Raw genomic sequence first — 19,009 nt, 5'->3', positions numbered from 1 at the left:
AGCCGCTCCGGTGCGGCATCGACCAGCGCAGACCTGATAATATCAGCCGAGCCCATTTTAGTCAGGGGGATTTCAGTTATTGCTTTTCACACGTGAACAAAGCATAACTCCTGATGAAACGGGAATGATAATGTCCAGATTTCGTCTGGAGGGAGTGGGCCAAATGCCCGGCAAATTGTACGATATTATCGGGGTTGGTATAGGACCTTATAATCTTGGATTAGCAGCACTTTTGGACAATACACCAGAAATTGAAGGGCTGTTTTTTGATAAGACACCAAAATTTGAGTGGCATCCCGGGATGTTAATTGAACGGATGAATTTAACAACCCCCTTTTTAGGAGACCTTGTCACATTCGCCGATCCAACAAGCCGGTTTACTTACATCAATTATCTGCATGAACATAATCGTCTGTACCAGTTCTACTTTTATAACAAGTTTCAAATTCCGCGTCAGGAGTATAACCACTACTTGCAATGGGTTGCAAATCAATTGGAACAGCTCCACTTCGGTTATGAGGTCATCGATGTCATTGACCATGAAAACACTGCCGAGCCTCACTATGAGGTGGTCGTGAAAGATACCGCCAGTGAAAAGCAACTTTCATATTTCGCCAAAAATATAGCCATGGCAACGGGCAGTGAACCCTTCGTTCTGGACAGCATGACAGGACATCATAATGAAGATGTGTTACATACGAATCGGTACATGTATGAAAAAGAAAACTTAGTGGAATCCCCGCATATCACAGTGATAGGGTCCGGCCAGAGTGCCATAGAGGTCTTTCTGTATCTGTTAAAAGAACAGGAAAATAACGTATTTCAACTCACGTTATTCACCCGCTCCAGTGGCCTATTTCAATTGGAGAAAGCTAAATTTGGCCAGGAATATTTCTCTCCTGATTTTGTGTCGTATTTTCATTCGCTTGGCTTTAAGCAGCGACTCGACACATTAGACACATTAGGAACGCTCAGAAAGGGGATTAATCCACAGACATTAATGGAATTATACGAAACGCTTTACCATAAAACGATCGGCCAAAAGCCGCAACCCGTGATCATTCAGCCAAATACTGAGGTTAAAAATATAAGCAGACAAAATGACACGTATATATTGCGCTGTCATCAGTGGCAAAAGGAAAATTCCTTTGATTATGAAACAAATAAAGTTATTTTGGCAACCGGCTATAAGCCACATATTCCAGCATGGTTCTATGACCGTTTCAAGGATAAAATCGTGTGGGAAGATGAGGACCATTATAAAGTGACAAGAGATTACCAGCTCGTCTTCCATGATCAGCGGGATCACCGCTTTTTTACCATGACGAATTTGGAGCACTCTCATGGAACCGCAGCCACCAACTTGGGCTTGGCTATTCAAAAGAACATAAAAATCGTCAATTTGCTTGCCGGTCGCGACGTTTATCCAGACAGACATGACACCATCTTTCAGCAATTTACAATGGATAACAACCGTTAAAAATAATCCCTCATGCGCACTTTAGCAGGTCCGTGAGGGATTTTCTCTTAAAGGGTTTCGGTTTATTGAGACCCATCAGTTACATTTCTGTCGTGTAATATAGGCCTTTTTTTAACAGCTTCATTTCAACTGTAAAGTTATTGATTGCCTCCTCGTCCGTTAAATTCCGGGCGAATTTCGCAGCAAAGTTATGGACAACGACCGATTTCAGGATCTTCATCACATGGTGCAACTCTTCATCATTCGCCAGATTCAGCTTCCGTTTATCAATCAGTGAGCTGACTTCCCTGAACTGCTCTTCGTTTTGGCGGCCGCTGAACATTTTTAAAAATGAATCTTCAATTCTATAAGTCATGTTTAGAAATGTATTGCGCATAAAATCCAAGTTCTCCACTTCAGTAATAACTATTTGAAAAAATTCTTCCAGTGCAGCAAATAAATCACCGTCATATTTTTTTAAAAGATTTGTAAAAACTTCCTGCCTTTTACGCGACAGATCATCCAGCAGGAAAAAGAAAGCATCCTCTTTATCTTGAAAATATTGATAAAAGCTGCCGCGCGGTATGCCCGCCTCTTTTACAATGTTTGAAATGGAGGCTTGATATAGCGGCACCCGTGAAAACTCTGCTTCAGCCGATCGGATCAGCGTTTGCTTCTTTTCATGCGGCAGATTAAAAAATGTCTGTTTCGGCATCATTTCGCCCCCATCTTATTCTTAATGAGGCTTTTCTTGCTTAGCCGGGCCCACTCATATGTATGTTTGCAGACAAGTTGATCGCATTTCTATTCTACTCTCTCAGGTCTTTTGCAAAGTTCAGCATTCACTCCCTGCATCTGCAGCTCGCGGACTAGCCGCCTCAAGTTTTCATCAGAACTGTATGTCATGAACATAATGGTATCTCACTCCTGACAGCATACGTTTATGTGAACACTCTATTAGCTATCGTATATGACACCCTGTCACACGTCAACCGGAAATGACAATGTGTCATATACCAGTAAAAAAACCTTAATAAGGAAAGTGTTTTTAATACACAGTCATTTAGTCATCAATGAACACCGTCAAAATTTTGGCACCATCGTTGTCGACCGGCATGAAAAGATGCGGTTTAACACCTTTAAAATGGCCGGTATCGCCCTTTTCCATATAATACCTTTTACCATCATAATAAAGCTCAATCGCGCCTTCAACAATATATATGAATTCGTCCTGCGTGTGCGTGTAAGGTTCCTGTCTATCATTAAAATCTTTTGGTGTCACATGGACGATTGTCGGTTCAATTCGGGAAAAACGGGAACGGCTTGCAAGCAATTCAAGTGAATACCCCATATTCTCATCATCAGCACTGAGCCTTCTCTCTGCTTTCGGAAGCACGACCAAATCTGTTTCAGGATGGCCGTCCAGCACCCATGAGAGCGGCACATCCAGTGCTTCTGCAATTTTCGATAATGTAGCCACCGCAGAAGATGTCTGGCCATTTTCAATTTTTGACAACAGGCTTTTGGAGATACCGCATCGATCTGCTATCTGCTGCTGCGTGTGTTTGCTTTTTAAACGGGCTTGCTTCAGCTTTTGGCCAATCGTTTCAAGATTTATGGTAAATCGCTCCTTTCGCCTTATAAATACAGTCTTCTCTATCATAGCATAGATGAAATCTTATATTATGGCAACAGGAAATCGTTCGTTAATCTGTTCGGTCTTGAACACATGGAAAAACCCCACCCGCAATCAGAAATTCATAAGGGGGTGAGGCATTCATGTCTGTGTGTCAATAACATTTCAGCCTTGGCTGGCGGCGTATGCCAGGGATTTGCTCGGCAATGACTTTCCAAGTTTGCTTTGAATAAACATTGCTGCTTCCTGGAGTTTCGCCTCGTCCATACCGGTTTTAATGCCAAGACCATTCAGAAGATACAGCACATCATTGGTTGCCACATTACCGGCTGCCCCCGGCGCGTAAGGACAACCGCCAAGCCCTCCGATTGCACTGTCAAAGCGGGTGAGACCGTGTTCCATCGACCGCATAATATTGGCAATTGCCATACCACGCGTATCATGAAAATGCATGATAATCTTTTCGTTCGGAAAACGCGTTAAAATTTCTAAAAGCAGCTGATCCACCTGTGATGGAACCGCCGTACCAATTGTATCGCCAAGGGAAAGATCATCCACCCCAGATTCAATCAGATGGTCACAAACGCTTAGCACCTGCTCCGGGGAAATTCTTCCTTCATACGGGCAATCAAATACCGTCGAGACATAACCTGTCACATGTTTTCCAGCTTCTTTTGCGCCCTTAATCACTTCCTCCAGTACCGGATACGTTTCATCAATTGATTTATTAATATTTTTCTTGTTGTGCGTCTCACTTGCAGACATGAATACTGATGCGCCGTCGATTCCAGCTTCGAGTGCCAGATCCAAACCTTTCATATTCGGTACGAGCGCCGAGTAGCGGACATCCGGATTCCGATTAATCCGTTTTCCAACTTCGTGAGCATCCGAGAGGGCTGGAACCCATTTGGGATGAACAAAAGATGAATACTCGATTTCCTTAACTCCCGATTCGGACAGTGTATTGATCCATTGAACCTTATCTGCCGTTGAAATCCGCTTCTTTTCATTCTGCAGCCCATCGCGCGGACCGACTTCCTTCACCTGGACAAAATCAGGCCAACGCCCCATCATGACCCCTCCTTTTAAATTATGAGACCCCGAACAGCAAAAATTTGAATGCGCTTTCAATAAGAGTGAATAAAAACAATTACTTGTATAATTTCTATTCCCTTTGTCATCTTATGTTATTCAATTTGGTTTCTCTTTGTTCAACATTGTTGAATTAAGTATATTATAAAAGCTCCCAAGATGTCAAACTCAGGAGCTCTATTTTTCAGAATTTTTCATTTAAGCGCGTGTTCAAAAAGGAGGATAATGTGAAACTTTATTCAGCGGAATGACTTTCTCCGTTTGAATGTTAGTTGAACAGAATCGAGCATTTATGGTCAGTTAGCCGGCGTTTTCCGGCGGGTTACTGATTCATTATATGCGAGGAAAAAAGACCGGTCGGATAAGGCCTCGGGCGTCCTGTGCGGATACCGGCACTAGCACGTCAATCGCTTCGAAAGTTCGAGGCGGCGAAGCTCCCGGTCCCGGAACATATGCAGTTATACGTGAGGAACGGAAAAGCAAGCCAGCGAGCTTCTCGCGTGTTGTGGTGAGTTCTGTGTCCAGCGATTGACGTGGGCGGTTTTAGCAATTTTTTTGTGCCGAGTAATCGCAGGCACAGAAGGTCCTAGTCGAAGTGTCATTTTTACCGGACTTTTTGAACAACCACTTTAACGGATCATATCAATAAAATGAGAAAGAATGCGCGCTGTCAATCCCCAAATGACTCTATCCCCGTAAATGTAAAAATACTCATTAATATGACTCGTGCGCCAGTTATAATTCTCACCACCCGGGATCAATTCAACCGGAAAGGAAGCATCAGGCTGTACCTGCAGATGAACATGGTGTATGTCCGGTTCATTTTCAAGGAAAAATGACAACGGCACCGAAAACAGCTCACCGACTTCGGATGGGTTCGGTTGAAGCTGCCCCTGAAGGGTGATCAGGCCCGTATGCGGGTAAACGATCATGCCAAAAGGCGTTACCATATAGTCCAATGGGTAGACATTCGAAATCGCTTCTGAACCGATACCGAGCTCCTCTGTCGTTTCCCGAATCGCCGCAGAACACACGTCTCTGTCCTGCGGGTCAATCCGGCCTCCCGGAAAGCATATTTCTCCCGGTTGCCGCCTCATGCTCTCCGCACGCACTTCAAACAGCACATGCAGTTCATTGTCCTTCTGTATTAATGGCAAAAGTACAGCTGATTTCATGAATTGCTCATGCCCCAGGACAGATGGTGTGTGGTATTTGATTTTAGTCATGATTGATTGCAGATCCATCCGATCACCTCATACTTGCTTTCTTATACTATAGCAGACTGGCAAGGAATGGATAACCAAAATGCTTCTTTTTTAATTTTGCTGTTAAACAATTGACTCGGCGGATCAATCGCTCATCGATTTTTCTTGCTGGTTATTCGGCTCTGTTAACCCGATTTTTGTAAAAACTGCATTTTAACTTTCCCAGACTTGACACCGGTCAATTTCTTTTGACTGCAAACCCCTTATGATGAAATGAAGGGGGAGGAAGATGATCATGATTGGTTTAATTAACAGGCACAAAAACCACATTACGGCGATTACCGGTAGATTATTAGTTCTGGCACCTATCTTTCATTTTATGAATTGGCAAGCATCCCAGACCGGAACGCTGTTTGCGGCGACCTTCCTGGCAGGGATCCCGATTTTCATCAAGACATTTCAGGCCCATAGGATGAAAGCATTCAGCATTGAATTGCTCGTTACGATTGCAGTGATTGGGGCGCTGTTCATCGGTGAATATGTTGAATCAGCCGTTGTAACTTTTCAGTTTATGTTCGGGGGTTATCTGGAAATCCGCACATTAAAACAAAACACGCTCATCTTTTATATGGAACTTATTAATAATTATTATAAAAAGCATGAAACGCCAACCGAAGCACTCTAATCCTTCTATTAGCATTTAAACGGACAATTTACCCATTGACTTCTTCCTCTCACATAGTATAATTATAATAAATATTAAATTATAATTATTATAATTAGATGCGAATGGTTATTATTATCAATTAGGAGGTATCGAGAATGGCGACGGATAATAAGGAGTCTGACCCCCTCAATTTCTTTCAGGAGAATGCGTTTTACAGGAGGATCCGTGATCATATCGAATTAATCGCTGCACTCATCAGCGGTTTTCTTATCCTCCTGACATGGTCAATGGAAAGTATCCTTTCCCAGCCGATGTGGGTCATCCTTCATTTGATTGCATTTGCCATCGGCGGGTATGCAAAAGCCAAAGAGGGCATTATGGAAACAATCCGTACAAAGAAATTAAACGTGGAGATGTTAATGATTTTTGCCGCTGTCGGATCCGTTGCCATCGGTTATTGGACAGAGGGGGCGATCCTGATTTTCATCTTTGCATTGTCAGGCGCTCTGGAAACGTACTCCATGAATAAAAGCAACCGAGCCATTTCTTCTTTAATGGAAATGCAGCCCGAAGAAGCCATCCTGCTGGAGAATGACGTAGAAAAGACCGTACCTGTTTCAACGCTTGCAATTGATGATGCCATCCTTGTCCGGGCAGGTGAACGCATTCCGGCTGACGGCGCAATCACCAAAGGCACAAGCGCCATTGATGAAAATGCGATCACCGGTGAATCCATGCCATTAAGCAAGAAGAATGGAAATGATGTGTATGCCGGGACGGTTGCGCTGGACGGTACATTGACAGTCAGAATTACGAAAAAGCCGACCGAGACAGTCTTTCAAAAGATTATCAGCATGGTGCAGTCCGCACAGAAAGAAAAATCACCATCCCAGTTATTTATCGACCGGTTTGAATCAACCTATGTTTATGGTGTTTTAATTACAGTTGTCATTATGCTTTTCCTGCCCTATCTCCTTTTTGACTGGGCATTATCGGAAAGTATCTACCGGGCGCTGGTGCTCTTGGTCGTTGCATCACCTTGTGCCCTAGTGGCATCGATTACACCGGCTACGCTGTCGGCGATATCCAACGCTGCACGCAAAGGTGTTCTGTTCAAAGGCGGCATCCATGTGGAGAATCTGAGCCACATTAACGCAATTGCCTTCGATAAAACAGGAACCTTGACCAAAGGGAAGCCGGAAGTTACCGATGCTTATTTCGCTGATGAAGCGGACAAAACATACGTTACAGCAGTTGTGGGCGCGATTGAAAATGAATCCACACACCCGCTGGCGCAGGCACTTACAACATACAGCAAGCAACAGCATGACGACAATCCGTCCATTGACGTACATGATATGAAAACACTGGGTGGAAAAGGTGTAACAGCGATTGTCGATAACCAAAAGTGGGAAATCGGAAATCCGGACTTTGTCGGGAGAAAAGAGGCGGAAGCATTCGCAAATGTCTCCGCCGAACTGGCGGCAGAAGGCAAAACGATTATTTTTGCAAAAGCCGATGACACCATCGTCGCCGTATTTGCATTAAAAGACACCATCAGGAAATCGACGAAAAAAGCGATTAGTAAACTGAAAAAGGCACGTATCCACACTGTCATGATCACGGGCGATAATGAACGGACCGCTAAAGCCGTCGCTGATGAAGCCGGCATTGATCACTACATCGCCAGCTGCTTGCCCCAGGAAAAAGTAGAGCATGTCAAAGCATTGCGTGAGAAATACGAGAACATCGCCATGGTCGGCGACGGCATTAACGATGCGCCGGCACTGGCAAGCGCAAATGTTGGCGTTGCGATGGGTGAGGGAACCGGTGTTGCCCTCGAAACTGCTGATATGGTTCTCATGAAAAACAACCTGGAGCGCATCACCAACTCTATCAATCTATCAAGACGGATGAACCGAATCGTCAAACAAAATATCGTTTTTTCCTTAAGCGTGATTGTCGTACTTATTTTGACCAACTATCTGCAGATGCTCGACCTTCCGTTAGGCGTCATCGGTCATGAGGGAAGTACAATCCTGGTCATTTTAAATGGATTGCGGATGTTGAAATAATCGTTTCAAAAATTGCCCGGAACTGTGTGGGGGACTACAATCGATGAGCTGGAGGGAAAGGGAATCGACGCCTTAGCCATAAAATACCTCTAAGAACTGAAAAAGATGGAAACTACCGTATCGAATTAGGTGTGTTTGAAATTAACAAACCGTCAAAAACTGGGATATAAAGAAATCGAGCGCATTCATCATGTCACATACCGGGAAAGCTACATATGGCTTGACATCAGAATAGGAAAAATACCTGTAAAAAGTGTGGAATGACATCTGTTCCACACTGCCGGGTTTTAAAATATCTGGTGTGAATTATAATTTACACACTTTATTTGACAAACCCCCAGCATTTATCATTTACGCCATAATTTAAAAGAGCGGTGTATCCTAACTTGCCCAACACAACACGCTTTAGTTAGTCAATCGGACCGTTATTAATCTGTGTTAATTGATCATTCACTTCGAATATTTTCCCGTTAACGGAATTGATGCCAAATCCCTTTAACCTTTCCGTGTGTTTCGTTTGATATTTTTCAGCTGACTCTTTTGAGTCAAACATATAAATACCTCCAGCTTCTTTTGCCTCCCGATTTTCCGTCCAAATTTTCCATATAAATCCTTCTTCTTCATTAATGCTTTTTGCCAAATCGGAGAATGCTTCAGCCATCTCGTCACCGAATGGCCCATCCAACTTGAAATCCATTTGCAAAATATACGCCATTTTATTTCCTCCGTTTCAAATTCAATATAATTTAAGGCTCAACAAATCATTAAACAGATTATGATCAATGAGCGAATCTTTCATTTCCTATTTTATCATTTTGCGATTCAGGCTAAAGTATAACGCTTGCTTCCAAATCGTTTGCATAACAACCTTTTAAAGTCTGCAGATTTGACAGTATTTAAGTTTAGTTATAAACTTATAATGACCTTGTTGAGTTTATAACTAAACTATTTTATTACATAAACGCCCCTTTGAGGAGGTCGAAACTTGAACAAAAATGTGAAACATTCCAAAAAATTAAGCACACTGTTATGGCATCGGCTAACGCGTGTCCATAAAGACAATCTTAAAGGAACCAATGAGCTATTAAATGAATGGAATTTAACGAATGCACAAATGGATATCATCAGCCGTCTGGGTGAGCATCGGACGTTGGCACAGCAGGAACTGGCGGAAATGCTGCTCGTGACAAAAGGGAATATCACGCAGCTTCTGGGCAAACTTGAGGACCGTTATCTGATCAGCCGTAAAAAAGATTGGCGGACAAACTACATTTCGCTGACGAAACTGGGTCAAAAACTTTACCGGGAAATAACGCCTCAATTGGAAAACTATCAATGGGAGAAATCTAACCAACTCACAACAGAAGAAAAGAAACAGCTGCTTCACTTATTAAGAAAGCTGCACAACTAATTCTTGGCAGAGATATTGTCAATAAAGTGAAACTGCATTCAGCGGGATAAAAATAACGCATGTGCACCATTTTCAGGTGCACATGCGCTTTTCTGTTCAAAAATGCTACTTATACTACACCGTTTTCCAATATCGAAAACTTGCCTTTGTTACAATCCACTTCAGCCATTGCACCATACGGCAATATCATCTTTGGCTCGGTATGCCCGAAATTCAGATTATACAGTATCGGCAAGTCCTCCAGCTGATATTCCTTCATCACCGTTTCTATTGCTTCTCTATACTCATTATAATACGTTTCATCCTGAGGTTTACCGAAGATAATACCGTTCGTTTTGTGCAAAATCCCCTGTGCGGCATAATTGCGCAGCCAGCGTTTTATAGACTCGGGCGGCGGCTTTTCTTCTGACGTTTCAAAGAACAGAATGCTATCCTCCCAATAGTTTTCATCAGGCCAGATAACGGTCCCTTTGGCGAATTCCAACACGCCCATACAGCCGCCGATTAGACGCCCCTGAACGGTTACCGATCCTTGCAGAACTTCATATTTCTGATTGGTTTTCATCGTGCGCCGGATGTATTTGTTCTTAATGTCCCATTCCAGACGTTCACTCGTCCATTCCCCTGCAGGCTTGATTTCTCCGATAGCATCGTCTGAAAATAATACCCGTTTGACCATGTCCACCGTATACGGAAGCATTTCCACGTTCTCAGCAAAGTCAGTCATGATTGCCGGTCCGTAAAACGAGGATAACCCAGCTTTATGGCAGAACAAATGTGGAATTGTCACATCCGAATAGCCCATGAAAATCTTCGGGTTCGCCTTTATCACGTCAAAATCAATATATGACAGTAACCGGATGCTTTCACTCCCGCCGATATTCGCGATAATACCTTTAATGCTATCGTCACGGAATGCAGCCATCAGGTCTTCTGCTCGAGCCTCCGGATGCTCATATAGATATTTGGCACCTTTTAAACTGTTTGGCATCGCAATGACTTCAAGACCGAACACATCACACAGCCGCTCCACACCTTGCTCATAGCGCCATCTGAGCTCAGGCTCTCCGGCCCCGCCCCATGACGGACTGATTGTTGCCACTTTGTCGCCGGGATTCAATTTAGCTGGTTTGACAAGCATCCCGACCACCACCCTTTTTTATGATATTCGTTTAATAGTAACATAATAATTAATGAAATGATCAAACTTTTAGAGAATTTAACCTTCTGAAAAAAAAGAATTTCATTTTGATTACTCTTCTTTCAAGAAGGTAGTTCCTTATAGTATACTGTTGATATTACTTTACTTATCTATCTTTATATATCAAGGGGGGTTTTTGAACTGATAATTAAAATGCGGCGTCGAACCATACTCATGTTATTGCTTTTTTTAATAGTGGTCATTTCGGCCTGCGCCTCTGATGAGGGAAAAGAATCATCAACAGAAGAAGAGCAAGATAAAGTGCAAAGCGAAGAAAATGAAGATGACGAAAAGGATAAGAATGAAAATACAACAGAGAGGGGTCAAACTGCGGAAACCTCTGCCAGCGGTGAAGGTTCTTTGTTTGCCGATATACCTGACCCTCCTGCTGATCTGGAGGGGCTGATCGACTACCCGGCAGGTCCGTTTGCCGGAACTGCATACGAAGACCAGGAGGTGGACATCCAAGAGGCATTGGATAAGTTACCCAAATTGACCGGGGAACCATCAGAGGAAGAAATCAATTCTTATTGGGCAAAATTGCTTTCCTTATTTGCTGAGGATTTTCCGGACCCTGAAAATATCGTTAAAAAGTGGCGAACACTTTCATTTGGCAGTCCTGAATCCGATGACCCCAAGCTGCAATTCAAAGAAAATTATAATGTGGAAGTCATTTTGGATGCCAGCGGCAGTATGGCAGCCTATGCCGGTGAAAAAACACGGATGTCTATCGCAAAGGAGTCAATCACTGAATTTTCCAGTGGGTTACCGGAAGATGCGAATGTCGGGATTCGTGTTTATGGGTTTGAAGGAAGCAGTGAAGATTCCGATAAAGAGCTGTCCTGCGCGAGTAACGAGCTGGTTTATGACATACAGCCCTATGACAAAAACGGTTTAGACAAAGCAATGGAAAAATTCCAACCGGCCGGCTGGACACCGCTTGCGGATGCTATCAACCTTGCGATGGAAGACATGCAGGAATTCGATGGTGAGCATAACACTAATATTATCTATGTTGTCAGTGATGGCATCGAAACTTGTGACGGAGACCCTGTGGCAGCAGCCGAGGAATTATCTGGATCTGACATCACACCGCTCGTTAACGTTATCGGGCTGGATGTTGACAGTGAAGGACAAAAACAACTGAAGGATATTGCAGATGCTTCAGATGGTACATATACCTTGGTCAAAAACCAGGACCAGCTAATGGATGAATTTGAGCGTACTCAAAATATGGCTTCAGAATGGAGACAATGGAAAGCGGATGCTGTCAGTGATGTGCGACAGATAAGCGTTGAGCGCATGCAAATGATTCGGGATTTCCGCGGAGAATGGGCTGACAGATGGAAACGTGAGAGACAAAATTTCCATGAAGTATTTGAATATCTACAGTCAAATGATGATATTTCCAGAGAAACTAAATCTGTTTTATATGATTTAAGAGATGAACGCATTGACATGTCCACTGATTATCAGGATCAAATCTTTGATGATTTGTATGAGCTTAAGGAAAAACAAGTCGATGAAGCAAGAAACGAAATTGAGGAACAATACAGCAACAGCACAGAAGACTGATGATAAGACAACCCCCCTGCAAAATAAGTACAGAGGGGTTGTTCTTTTATGCTTGAGTTAACTGAAGAAGACAGGCTGACTTTTCCTGTATTTTATCTAAAAAGATCCATCAGCCGCTCCCAAAAGCCTTTTTCCTCTTCGTCAGTTTCTTCCGCTGTCTCGGATTCTTTTGCTTCGATTGGTTCTGTCTGCAGAACAAATTGCACGACCTCGACTTTTTCATTTTGATCCGAAACAAACGATTGCGGTTCAAAATCGGAAGCATCATATTCATCCATCATCTCATCAACTTCTGATTGCATTTCACCGGGCATGTCACTGGTTCTTTCTTCAAGTTGCTCCGTGCCGTTTTTCAGCTCGCTCGCCCCGCTGTTCAAGGATGAAGCGCCATTTCCAAGTTCCTGAATACCTGAGTCCAGTTCACCGTAGGACGATGCCAGACTTCCGACGCCATCCGTATACTCCACGAGGCCGCTATGGAATGACTGGTATTCGGAAGCAAGTGATGACAGTCCATTTTGCAGATCCTTCAGCGCGCTCATCTGATCCATGTTTTCGAGACCTTTTTCGATCTCGGAAGCGGTTGTTTCGGCTTTATCAGCCATTTCTCTGATACCATTGGAAACATTATTCAATGTACTTTCTACAGAGTCAAATGCGTTCTTAACCTCCTGATATGTTCCTTTGGCATTCTGCGCAGCTTGATAGGTTTCAAAGAGCTGATCCATGGCTTTTTTCTGATCAGCACTATTTCCGCTTTGTTCATTAAGTTGATCCTTGATTGCATTAATTGTCTCTTCATTTATTTGATAGTCCGGAATGCCGTTCATCGCTTCTTCCAAACTGCCATTTGCATTATTATAATTCTCTTTCAGCGTATCAAGCCCATCAGCAGACTCACGCAAACGGCTTGCCAGGTCACGAAGTCCGCTTGGCAATGCTTCAAGCTCACTCAAGTCCGGTGCTTCCGGTGCTCCACCCTGAACCGACTCATTCACCTTATTTAAAGCATCCCGAATACTGGCAGAACCATTCACCAGTTCGCCGGAAGACTGATTTAAGTCATTAATCCCGCTCTTATAATCACTCGAACCGCTGCTCAAATCACTCGCGCCGGCACTCAAATCCGCAATTCCGCTGTTCAAGTCGCCAACACCGCTGTCTATTTCGCTGATGGCATCAGATAATGACTGCATATCGCCTTTCATGCCGCTGATATCCGGATTTTCAATCGACATCGAATATGGTGCACCCGAAATGTCAATCGGGTCCATTTCGAAGTTAGTAACATCCGCTGTCACAATAAATTCTTCCGCTGTATCAGGCATGCCGGTGAATGACACTTGGGTGTTTTTGCCGGAAGTTGCCTTCGTGCCGTCCGGTGCCTGAATATTATCAGCCTTAGATGGATCAAGTGTCAGCGAAATCTGCAGCAAATAATTTTCGAAAAACACTGGATCGACACTTTCATTCGCGGATGTGGAAATCTGAATTTCCAGTGAACCGCTCTGACCTGTCAATTCCTCAGGTGTCACTTCTTCCCCGTCAAGCATGTAAGTGATATCAATGTTCCATGGGAGCGGCTTTTCGTTCATGCCGCCCTGATAATAAAACTCCTCACCTTCCGCCTGAAAGCGGACTTTATTGTTACTTTGTTCAATATCATTTAAGTTACTCAAGTTCCGCACATCGGTATAGTCTCCATAGTCTGTGATTTCACCGGGATCGGTGACGTGAAACGTGTTGACCACATACATATCCTGCAATGCACCGCCTGCATCCAAATTGCCGTAAATAGCCTCATCCTTTGAAGAGTACTTACCCGGTTCTGTATCCGATTTTTCTCCGTCATTATTATTTTCAGCTAAAGCGGCAAAAGGCGTCGACCCGAATACCAGAACGGCACTCATCAATAGAATCATTATTTTTTTGAGCCGCATAGCATCACTTCCCTTTAAAAAAGTTTGGTTTCCATGTTGTTTTTTCAATAATCCGGTCACATATGAGCAACAACCCCGGCAGTAAAAACACTACCATCAGAAATGCCAATAACGCACCCCGTCCGAGCAAGAGCCCAATGGAGGAAACAATCGGATCACTTGATGTCGCCCACAGGATAAAGCCGACACTGGACAAAATCGATGCGGACACGCCAATCGAAAAGATTTTTTCGTTAATGGTTTTCTTAATCGCCGCCATTGCGCCCATTCTTTTTCGATTATGCGTATAATTTTCCGTGAAAAGAATCGCGTAATCGACTGTCGCCGCCAGCTGTACCGTACTGACAATCAGATATCCGATATAAACGAGTGATGAGTTGGTGAAATACGGCACCGATAAATTAAACCAGACAGCGGACTGAATCGTCAAAAGCAATATAACCGGAATGGAAATCGAGCGGAATGTGACAAGCAGGACTATGGCAATCGTCACAACGGTCAATATGTTCACAACCGTATTATCCTGTTCTACCATGTCCTTCATATCATATAAGGTGACACTCTGTCCCAAGGCGTGAAAATCATCACCATAATAATTCGCTGCCGTATCCCTGACATTTTCCACAAGGTTAAAGGCTTCATCACCCTCATTATTGGTAGTTGTATTTAACGTAATCCGGCTGTAACTCTCCGAAAAGAACTGTTCGGTCTGTGATTCATCGAGGTACTCCGGCGGTATGCCTGCTCCGACGGTATCAACATAAGAGACAGTGCTTTTCACATGATTGAAGTCATCAAGCTCCTGGACGAGTTCTTCTTCCCGGGCGAGGTCGCCTTTAGGCACCAGCAGCACCATCGGCGTAAATTTACCGAATGACTCTTCAATTGCAGCAGAATCACTTCCGGCCCGTGTATCTTCCGGTTGTCCGCCGGTTCCATAAAGGAAGTTGGTCTGACTCTGGGCCAGAAACGCCGGAACAATCAGGATTAGTACCACCAGAAGCACAGGGATGCGCAATTTCATAACATGTTTCCCGATGCGATAAATACTCGGCATGAATGGCCGGTGCTGCGTTTTATCAATCCATTTATAAAACATCAGCGTCAGAGCCGGGAGGAAAATCATCACACTGATAAAGCTGAGCAAAATCCCTTTGACTAGGTTCAGCCCCAGGTCAGCACCAAGCCCAAATTCCATAAACATCAAAGCCGTAAATCCGAATACCGTTGTTGATGCGCTCGCAGCGATGGCAGGAAATGACCGCTTCATCGCACGTTTCATCGCCTCTGTCGGGTCCTCAGTCTCTTTCCGGTAATCGTCAAAACTGTGAAGCAAAAATATCGCATAATCAAGTGACACTGCCAGCTGCAGAATCGGTGCCACCGCCTGTGTTATAAAGGAGATCTCTCCGACAAACACGTTCGTCCCGAGGTTAATAAGGATCGATACCCCGATTGCTGTCAGGAAAAATACCGGCTCAATCCAAGACCGTGTCGATAATAACAGAATCAAAATGATAATCGGCACAAGAATCAAAGCGGCATTCATCGACTCCTGCCCGGTCATTTTTTGCGAGATTGCCGTATCAAGAGCATCGCCTGACATAGCGTTCTCCTCACCGATCAATTCATAGACGGCATCGGTCGTTTCTACTTCTTTGCCTTCTTCAATATGGAAAGAATACAGTGCATTGTCATCCTCATAGTATGACTCAACGGTATCGGCATCTGCCATTTCAATCGGTTTTTTAATATCAATCGCGTCATCGAGCCACATCACTTCAGAGACGCCATCAACTGCTTCCAGCTCTCCCTTAAAAGCCAATGCCTCTGATATGCTAAAATCCTTCATCATGACCCGGGTATTGGCAACCGCCCCGTCAAATTCTTCATTCATAACATCCGTCGCTTCAATGGAAGGCGTATCATCCGGTAAAAAGTCAACCATATCGTGATTGACCGGTACGCCGAACTGCACCGCCGCGCTGATAATCATCAGCAACAGAAATGTGATTACAATCGATTTTTTATTGTTTAAAATGCGTGTTGTCATATCAATCGGTGTTCATCCTCTCTTGCATCATCCATTCGAACACGATAATATTATATACGACACCGTGTTGGATTTACAACAAACAGTTTTATAACATGCGTACAAAAACCAACACTTCGAAAAAATATGTTGCCAAATGCTAAGAAGAAAGTGTGACGATTTTATGAACGAAAAACTCGACCGCCGGAAAAAGTATACTCGCATGGTCTTAAAGGATAGTTTAATCACTTTATTGGAAACGAAACAAATTTCAGCGATTACCGTTAAAGAAATCTGCGAAGAGGCCGACATTAACCGCTCGACCTTTTACAGCCATTATCATGACCAGTTTGACTTACTCGAGCAAATTGAAGAAGAGCTGATTGCGGATTTAAACATCTACTTAAATCAATATAATTTCGAGCGGGAAGCAGAAGCACTGAAGATGACCGAAAAGCTGCTGGAATACGTTGTTTCCAAACGTGATATCTGCCAGACACTTCTCAGCGGAAACGGTGACCAATCTTTTGAACGTCGTGTCATGGATGTTGCCCGCACGTTCCTGATCAAAAGCTGGATCGACAATAATGAAGTCGACGAGGATATATCCGAATATGCCAGCACGTTTATTATTAGCGGAAGCATCTACGTCATCAAGCACTGGCTGGCAAACGACATGGATAAATCCCCGAAACAGATGGCTGAGCTGATTAATAGTTTCAGGTTTAGGGAATGAGGTGCCATTATGATTCAATTTGTACAGTTAACTGAACCAAACTTAAATGTACTAAAGACGCTTAACCAATGGGAAAACGATCCGGCATTAATGGGATTAACCCACCCTGTTCAAAGTGAAGCGGAGTTAAGAAAGCCAAAGAATGTAAGCATAAATGACTTAGCAAACCGCTTAACATACGAAACGATTTATCTTATTTACACAGATGACCAGTTAATCGGCGAAATGAACTACATAATTGACCCGAGCCATCTCTATAAAAAAGAACCCAAAACTGCCTGGATAGGGATTGTCATCGGCGAACATAAGGAACAGAGCAAGGGCATCGGTTATGCCGCTATGAACTATTTGGAGAAACAGATTAAAACAAATAACATCAAACGCATTGAACTGGGTGTGTTTGCTTTCAACAAACGAGCTCACAGATTATATCAAAAGCTTGGTTATCGGGAAATTGGGAGGATTGAGGATTTTACATGGTGGCAGGGAAAAATGTGGCCGGATATACGAATGGAAAAATATTTATGAACGCCTATTGATACGAACAGCCAGTATGCTCCTGAACAACTCAATCAGGCGGCTGATGACAAAAACATCGAACGCACCAACCATTATACATTCGCCTTTTGTTAATTTCTAACATGATAACCATCAAAAAATAATCATTAGACGCTCAAAAATTGAATATTTTTGCAATGAATGATAATATTGTTCGTAAATAACACAATATATTTCCCCATATATTCCCGGTAATACGGACTGGGAGTCTCTACAGAGTAACCTTAAATTACTCTACTATGGACGGTGCTTCTGACATATGCAAAAAGGCCCCGTTCTCGGGGTCTTTTTTATTTTTGTGCCGCCACTCATTGGGGAAAAGAAGGAGCATCAGGATGGACATATTAAAAGACATTATGGCGGCTTTCAGCGGTGTGCTGAATGGTCTGCCGCAGGGTTTGCTTGCTATGACATTCGGTTTTGCCTCCGTACCAACGGCGATGGCATTCATCGTCGGTGCGTTTGGCAACACAATCACGAGTAATGTTGCCGTCATTTCATTTCAGGCAGAGACCATCACCGTAGCAGGCAAAATGGGGGGAAATCTCCGTGAACGCCTGTCGATGATTTTCTTTGGAGCATTCATCATGCTAGTCATCGGGCTGTTTGGCTTAATGGGTACTATCATTGACTGGATCGGCCCTGTCATCACTAATGGCATGATGGCAGGCGTCGGCATCATGCTTGCCAAAGTATCCTGGGATATGGCAAAGCAGGACCGAATCGTCGGGATATCGTCATTTGTCGTTGCGCTGATTGTTTATATTGCAACAAAAGATCTGGTCTATACGATCACGCTGTCTGTGATTCTGTCCAGCTTTATCAACTATTTTGTTGAAAAGGATAAAAACCGCATCCCCGAGGATACAACTGAGGAAAAACTTAAGCTGCAAAAGCTGATGCTATCACCGATGATCATCCGCGGTGCACTCGCCATGGTTTGTTTAAACATCGGCGCTAATATTGCATTCGGAAAGATTAACGGAGAAATCGCTGAAACAGATGTTAGTATCGATACCATCACAATTATCAGCAGTCTTGCCGACATGGCATCTTCTTTATTTGGCGGCGGGCCGGTCGAAGTCGTTATTTCGGCTACTGCCGATGCGCCCCATGCCGTCTTATCCGGTGTCATCATGATGGCCTTGATGGCTATCATTCTATTTCTGAAGCTTTTGCCTAAAATCGGTAAATTCGTCCCAAGCGCTTCAATTGCCGGGTTCCTGTTTGTTCTGGGTGCGATTGTGACATTGCCCGGAAATGCACAGGCCGCGCTCTCTGCAGAAGGTGCCGGCGCCAGTCTGATCGGCGGGATGACAATGGTTGTGACAGCTATAGCAGATCCATTCCTTGGAATGCTTGCCGGCGTTATTATGGAGTTTCTATTAAGTATTTTTGGAGTCTAGTAGTCTATTGGAGGGT

Annotated in this window: 17 protein-coding genes and 1 riboswitch; of the genes, 9 read left to right on the top strand and 8 right to left on the bottom strand. The window is 43.7% G+C overall.

The genetic code is table 11. The features are described 5' to 3' along the window. The first annotated feature begins 163 nt into the window (after window positions 1–163). A complete protein-coding gene (locus AOX59_RS14135; protein WP_068448373.1) occupies window positions 164–1,480 on the top strand; it encodes a lysine N(6)-hydroxylase/L-ornithine N(5)-oxygenase family protein in 1,317 nt (438 codons plus the stop codon). Between the two features lie 79 nt (window positions 1,481–1,559). Here the strand turns inward: AOX59_RS14135 and AOX59_RS14130 are convergent, their stop codons facing one another. From AOX59_RS14130 to AOX59_RS14115, 4 genes are all read right to left on the bottom strand, one after another. Further along, window positions 1,560–2,177, bottom strand: coding sequence for a TetR/AcrR family transcriptional regulator (locus AOX59_RS14130; RefSeq protein WP_335338748.1), 618 nt, complete (start codon window positions 2,175–2,177; stop codon window positions 1,560–1,562). Between the two features lie 345 nt (window positions 2,178–2,522). Beyond that, window positions 2,523–3,122, bottom strand: coding sequence for a helix-turn-helix domain-containing protein (locus AOX59_RS14125; protein WP_068446531.1), 600 nt, complete (start codon window positions 3,120–3,122; stop codon window positions 2,523–2,525). 138 nt (window positions 3,123–3,260) lie between these two features. Continuing rightward, window positions 3,261–4,166, bottom strand: a complete 906-nt coding sequence (locus AOX59_RS14120; RefSeq protein WP_068446529.1) for a hydroxymethylglutaryl-CoA lyase — start codon at window positions 4,164–4,166, stop codon at window positions 3,261–3,263. Window positions 4,167–4,816: 650 nt separating this feature from the next. After that, the gene (locus AOX59_RS14115; protein ID WP_068446527.1) at window positions 4,817–5,431 is read right to left on the bottom strand and encodes an NUDIX hydrolase; all 615 of its coding nucleotides are present in this window, start codon (window positions 5,429–5,431) and stop codon (window positions 4,817–4,819) included. 256 nt (window positions 5,432–5,687) lie between these two features. Here AOX59_RS14115 and AOX59_RS14110 point away from each other — a divergent pair, with 256 nt between their 5' ends. The 3 genes from AOX59_RS14110 to AOX59_RS20490 all read left to right on the top strand — a co-directional run bounded on the left by AOX59_RS14110 (window position 5,688) and on the right by AOX59_RS20490 (window position 8,398). Further along, complete coding sequence (locus AOX59_RS14110; RefSeq protein WP_156418709.1) at window positions 5,688–6,077, top strand: hypothetical protein; 390 nt, start codon at window positions 5,688–5,690, stop codon at window positions 6,075–6,077. Between the two features lie 137 nt (window positions 6,078–6,214). Then, window positions 6,215–8,134, top strand: a complete 1,920-nt coding sequence (locus tag AOX59_RS14105; protein ID WP_068446524.1) for a heavy metal translocating P-type ATPase — start codon at window positions 6,215–6,217, stop codon at window positions 8,132–8,134. A 135-nt stretch (window positions 8,135–8,269) separates the two neighbouring features. After that, window positions 8,270–8,398: a hypothetical protein gene (locus AOX59_RS20490; RefSeq protein WP_257720688.1), complete on the top strand. Its 129-nt coding sequence runs from the start codon at window positions 8,270–8,272 to the stop codon at window positions 8,396–8,398. Between the two features lie 145 nt (window positions 8,399–8,543). Here AOX59_RS20490 and AOX59_RS14100 read toward each other — a convergent pair whose 3' ends face one another. After that, window positions 8,544–8,849 (bottom strand): monooxygenase, encoded by a 306-nt coding sequence (locus AOX59_RS14100; protein ID WP_068446522.1) that lies wholly within the window; start codon window positions 8,847–8,849, stop codon window positions 8,544–8,546. Window positions 8,850–9,119: 270 nt separating this feature from the next. Here AOX59_RS14100 and AOX59_RS14095 point away from each other — a divergent pair, with 270 nt between their 5' ends. After that, window positions 9,120–9,545, top strand: a complete 426-nt coding sequence (locus tag AOX59_RS14095; protein ID WP_068446520.1) for a MarR family winged helix-turn-helix transcriptional regulator — start codon at window positions 9,120–9,122, stop codon at window positions 9,543–9,545. Between the two features lie 109 nt (window positions 9,546–9,654). Here the strand turns inward: AOX59_RS14095 and AOX59_RS14090 are convergent, their stop codons facing one another. Then, entirely contained in the window at window positions 9,655–10,686 is a 1,032-nt protein-coding gene (locus AOX59_RS14090; protein WP_068446518.1) for a S66 family peptidase, read from the bottom strand. A gap of 234 nt (window positions 10,687–10,920) precedes the next feature. On the opposite strand from AOX59_RS14090, the gene AOX59_RS14085 reads away from it, so the two are divergent. Then, window positions 10,921–12,321 (top strand): vWA domain-containing protein, encoded by a 1,401-nt coding sequence (locus tag AOX59_RS14085; RefSeq protein WP_169792879.1) that lies wholly within the window; start codon window positions 10,921–10,923, stop codon window positions 12,319–12,321. A 92-nt stretch (window positions 12,322–12,413) separates the two neighbouring features. Here AOX59_RS14085 and AOX59_RS14080 read toward each other — a convergent pair whose 3' ends face one another. Further along, on the bottom strand, window positions 12,414–14,261 hold the full coding sequence (locus tag AOX59_RS14080) for a YhgE/Pip domain-containing protein (RefSeq protein ID WP_068446514.1): 1,848 nt from the start codon (window positions 14,259–14,261) through the stop codon (window positions 12,414–12,416). Between the two features lie 4 nt (window positions 14,262–14,265). Further along, on the bottom strand, window positions 14,266–16,314 hold the full coding sequence (locus AOX59_RS14075) for an efflux RND transporter permease subunit (protein WP_068446512.1): 2,049 nt from the start codon (window positions 16,312–16,314) through the stop codon (window positions 14,266–14,268). Between the two features lie 163 nt (window positions 16,315–16,477). On the opposite strand from AOX59_RS14075, the gene AOX59_RS14070 reads away from it, so the two are divergent. From AOX59_RS14070 to AOX59_RS14060, 3 genes are all read left to right on the top strand, one after another. After that, window positions 16,478–17,029, top strand: coding sequence for a TetR/AcrR family transcriptional regulator (locus AOX59_RS14070; RefSeq protein ID WP_068446510.1), 552 nt, complete (start codon window positions 16,478–16,480; stop codon window positions 17,027–17,029). A 9-nt stretch (window positions 17,030–17,038) separates the two neighbouring features. Then, window positions 17,039–17,557 carry a GNAT family N-acetyltransferase gene (locus AOX59_RS14065; RefSeq protein ID WP_335338747.1) on the top strand — a complete coding sequence of 173 codons (519 nt, stop codon included), beginning with the start codon at window positions 17,039–17,041 and terminating at the stop codon, window positions 17,555–17,557. A gap of 188 nt (window positions 17,558–17,745) precedes the next feature. Then, window positions 17,746–17,847, top strand: a riboswitch (purine riboswitch). A gap of 75 nt (window positions 17,848–17,922) precedes the next feature. Continuing rightward, window positions 17,923–18,993, top strand: a complete 1,071-nt coding sequence (locus AOX59_RS14060; protein WP_068446506.1) for a guanine permease — start codon at window positions 17,923–17,925, stop codon at window positions 18,991–18,993. The last annotated feature ends 16 nt before the right edge of the window (window positions 18,994–19,009 follow it).

Source organism: Lentibacillus amyloliquefaciens (assembly GCF_001307805.1).
Classification (GTDB): Bacteria; Bacillota; Bacilli; order Bacillales; family Amphibacillaceae; genus Lentibacillus; species Lentibacillus amyloliquefaciens.
Note: the sequence above shows the minus strand (reverse complement) of the source record. Positions and strands in the feature narration are given on the sequence as shown.

Excerpts from the sequence above, each read along its gene's own strand:
- AOX59_RS14135 (WP_068448373.1), top strand. The coding sequence starts at position 164 with ATGCCCGGCAAATTGTACGATATTATCGGGGTTGGTATAGGACCTTAT.
- AOX59_RS14130 (WP_335338748.1), bottom strand. The coding sequence starts at position 2,177 with ATGATGCCGAAACAGACATTTTTTAATCTGCCGCATGAAAAGAAGCAA.
- AOX59_RS14125 (WP_068446531.1), bottom strand. The coding sequence starts at position 3,122 with ATGATAGAGAAGACTGTATTTATAAGGCGAAAGGAGCGATTTACCATA.
- AOX59_RS14120 (WP_068446529.1), bottom strand. The coding sequence starts at position 4,166 with ATGGGGCGTTGGCCTGATTTTGTCCAGGTGAAGGAAGTCGGTCCGCGC.
- AOX59_RS14115 (WP_068446527.1), bottom strand. The coding sequence starts at position 5,431 with ATGGATCTGCAATCAATCATGACTAAAATCAAATACCACACACCATCT.
- AOX59_RS14110 (WP_156418709.1), top strand. The coding sequence starts at position 5,688 with ATGATTGGTTTAATTAACAGGCACAAAAACCACATTACGGCGATTACC.
- AOX59_RS14105 (WP_068446524.1), top strand. The coding sequence starts at position 6,215 with ATGGCGACGGATAATAAGGAGTCTGACCCCCTCAATTTCTTTCAGGAG.
- AOX59_RS14100 (WP_068446522.1), bottom strand. The coding sequence starts at position 8,849 with ATGGCGTATATTTTGCAAATGGATTTCAAGTTGGATGGGCCATTCGGT.
- AOX59_RS14090 (WP_068446518.1), bottom strand. The coding sequence starts at position 10,686 with ATGCTTGTCAAACCAGCTAAATTGAATCCCGGCGACAAAGTGGCAACA.
- AOX59_RS14085 (WP_169792879.1), top strand. The coding sequence starts at position 10,921 with ATGTTATTGCTTTTTTTAATAGTGGTCATTTCGGCCTGCGCCTCTGAT.
- AOX59_RS14080 (WP_068446514.1), bottom strand. The coding sequence starts at position 14,261 with ATGCGGCTCAAAAAAATAATGATTCTATTGATGAGTGCCGTTCTGGTA.
- AOX59_RS14075 (WP_068446512.1), bottom strand. The coding sequence starts at position 16,314 with ATGACAACACGCATTTTAAACAATAAAAAATCGATTGTAATCACATTT.
- AOX59_RS14070 (WP_068446510.1), top strand. The coding sequence starts at position 16,478 with ATGAACGAAAAACTCGACCGCCGGAAAAAGTATACTCGCATGGTCTTA.
- AOX59_RS14065 (WP_335338747.1), top strand. The coding sequence starts at position 17,039 with ATGATTCAATTTGTACAGTTAACTGAACCAAACTTAAATGTACTAAAG.
- AOX59_RS14060 (WP_068446506.1), top strand. The coding sequence starts at position 17,923 with ATGGACATATTAAAAGACATTATGGCGGCTTTCAGCGGTGTGCTGAAT.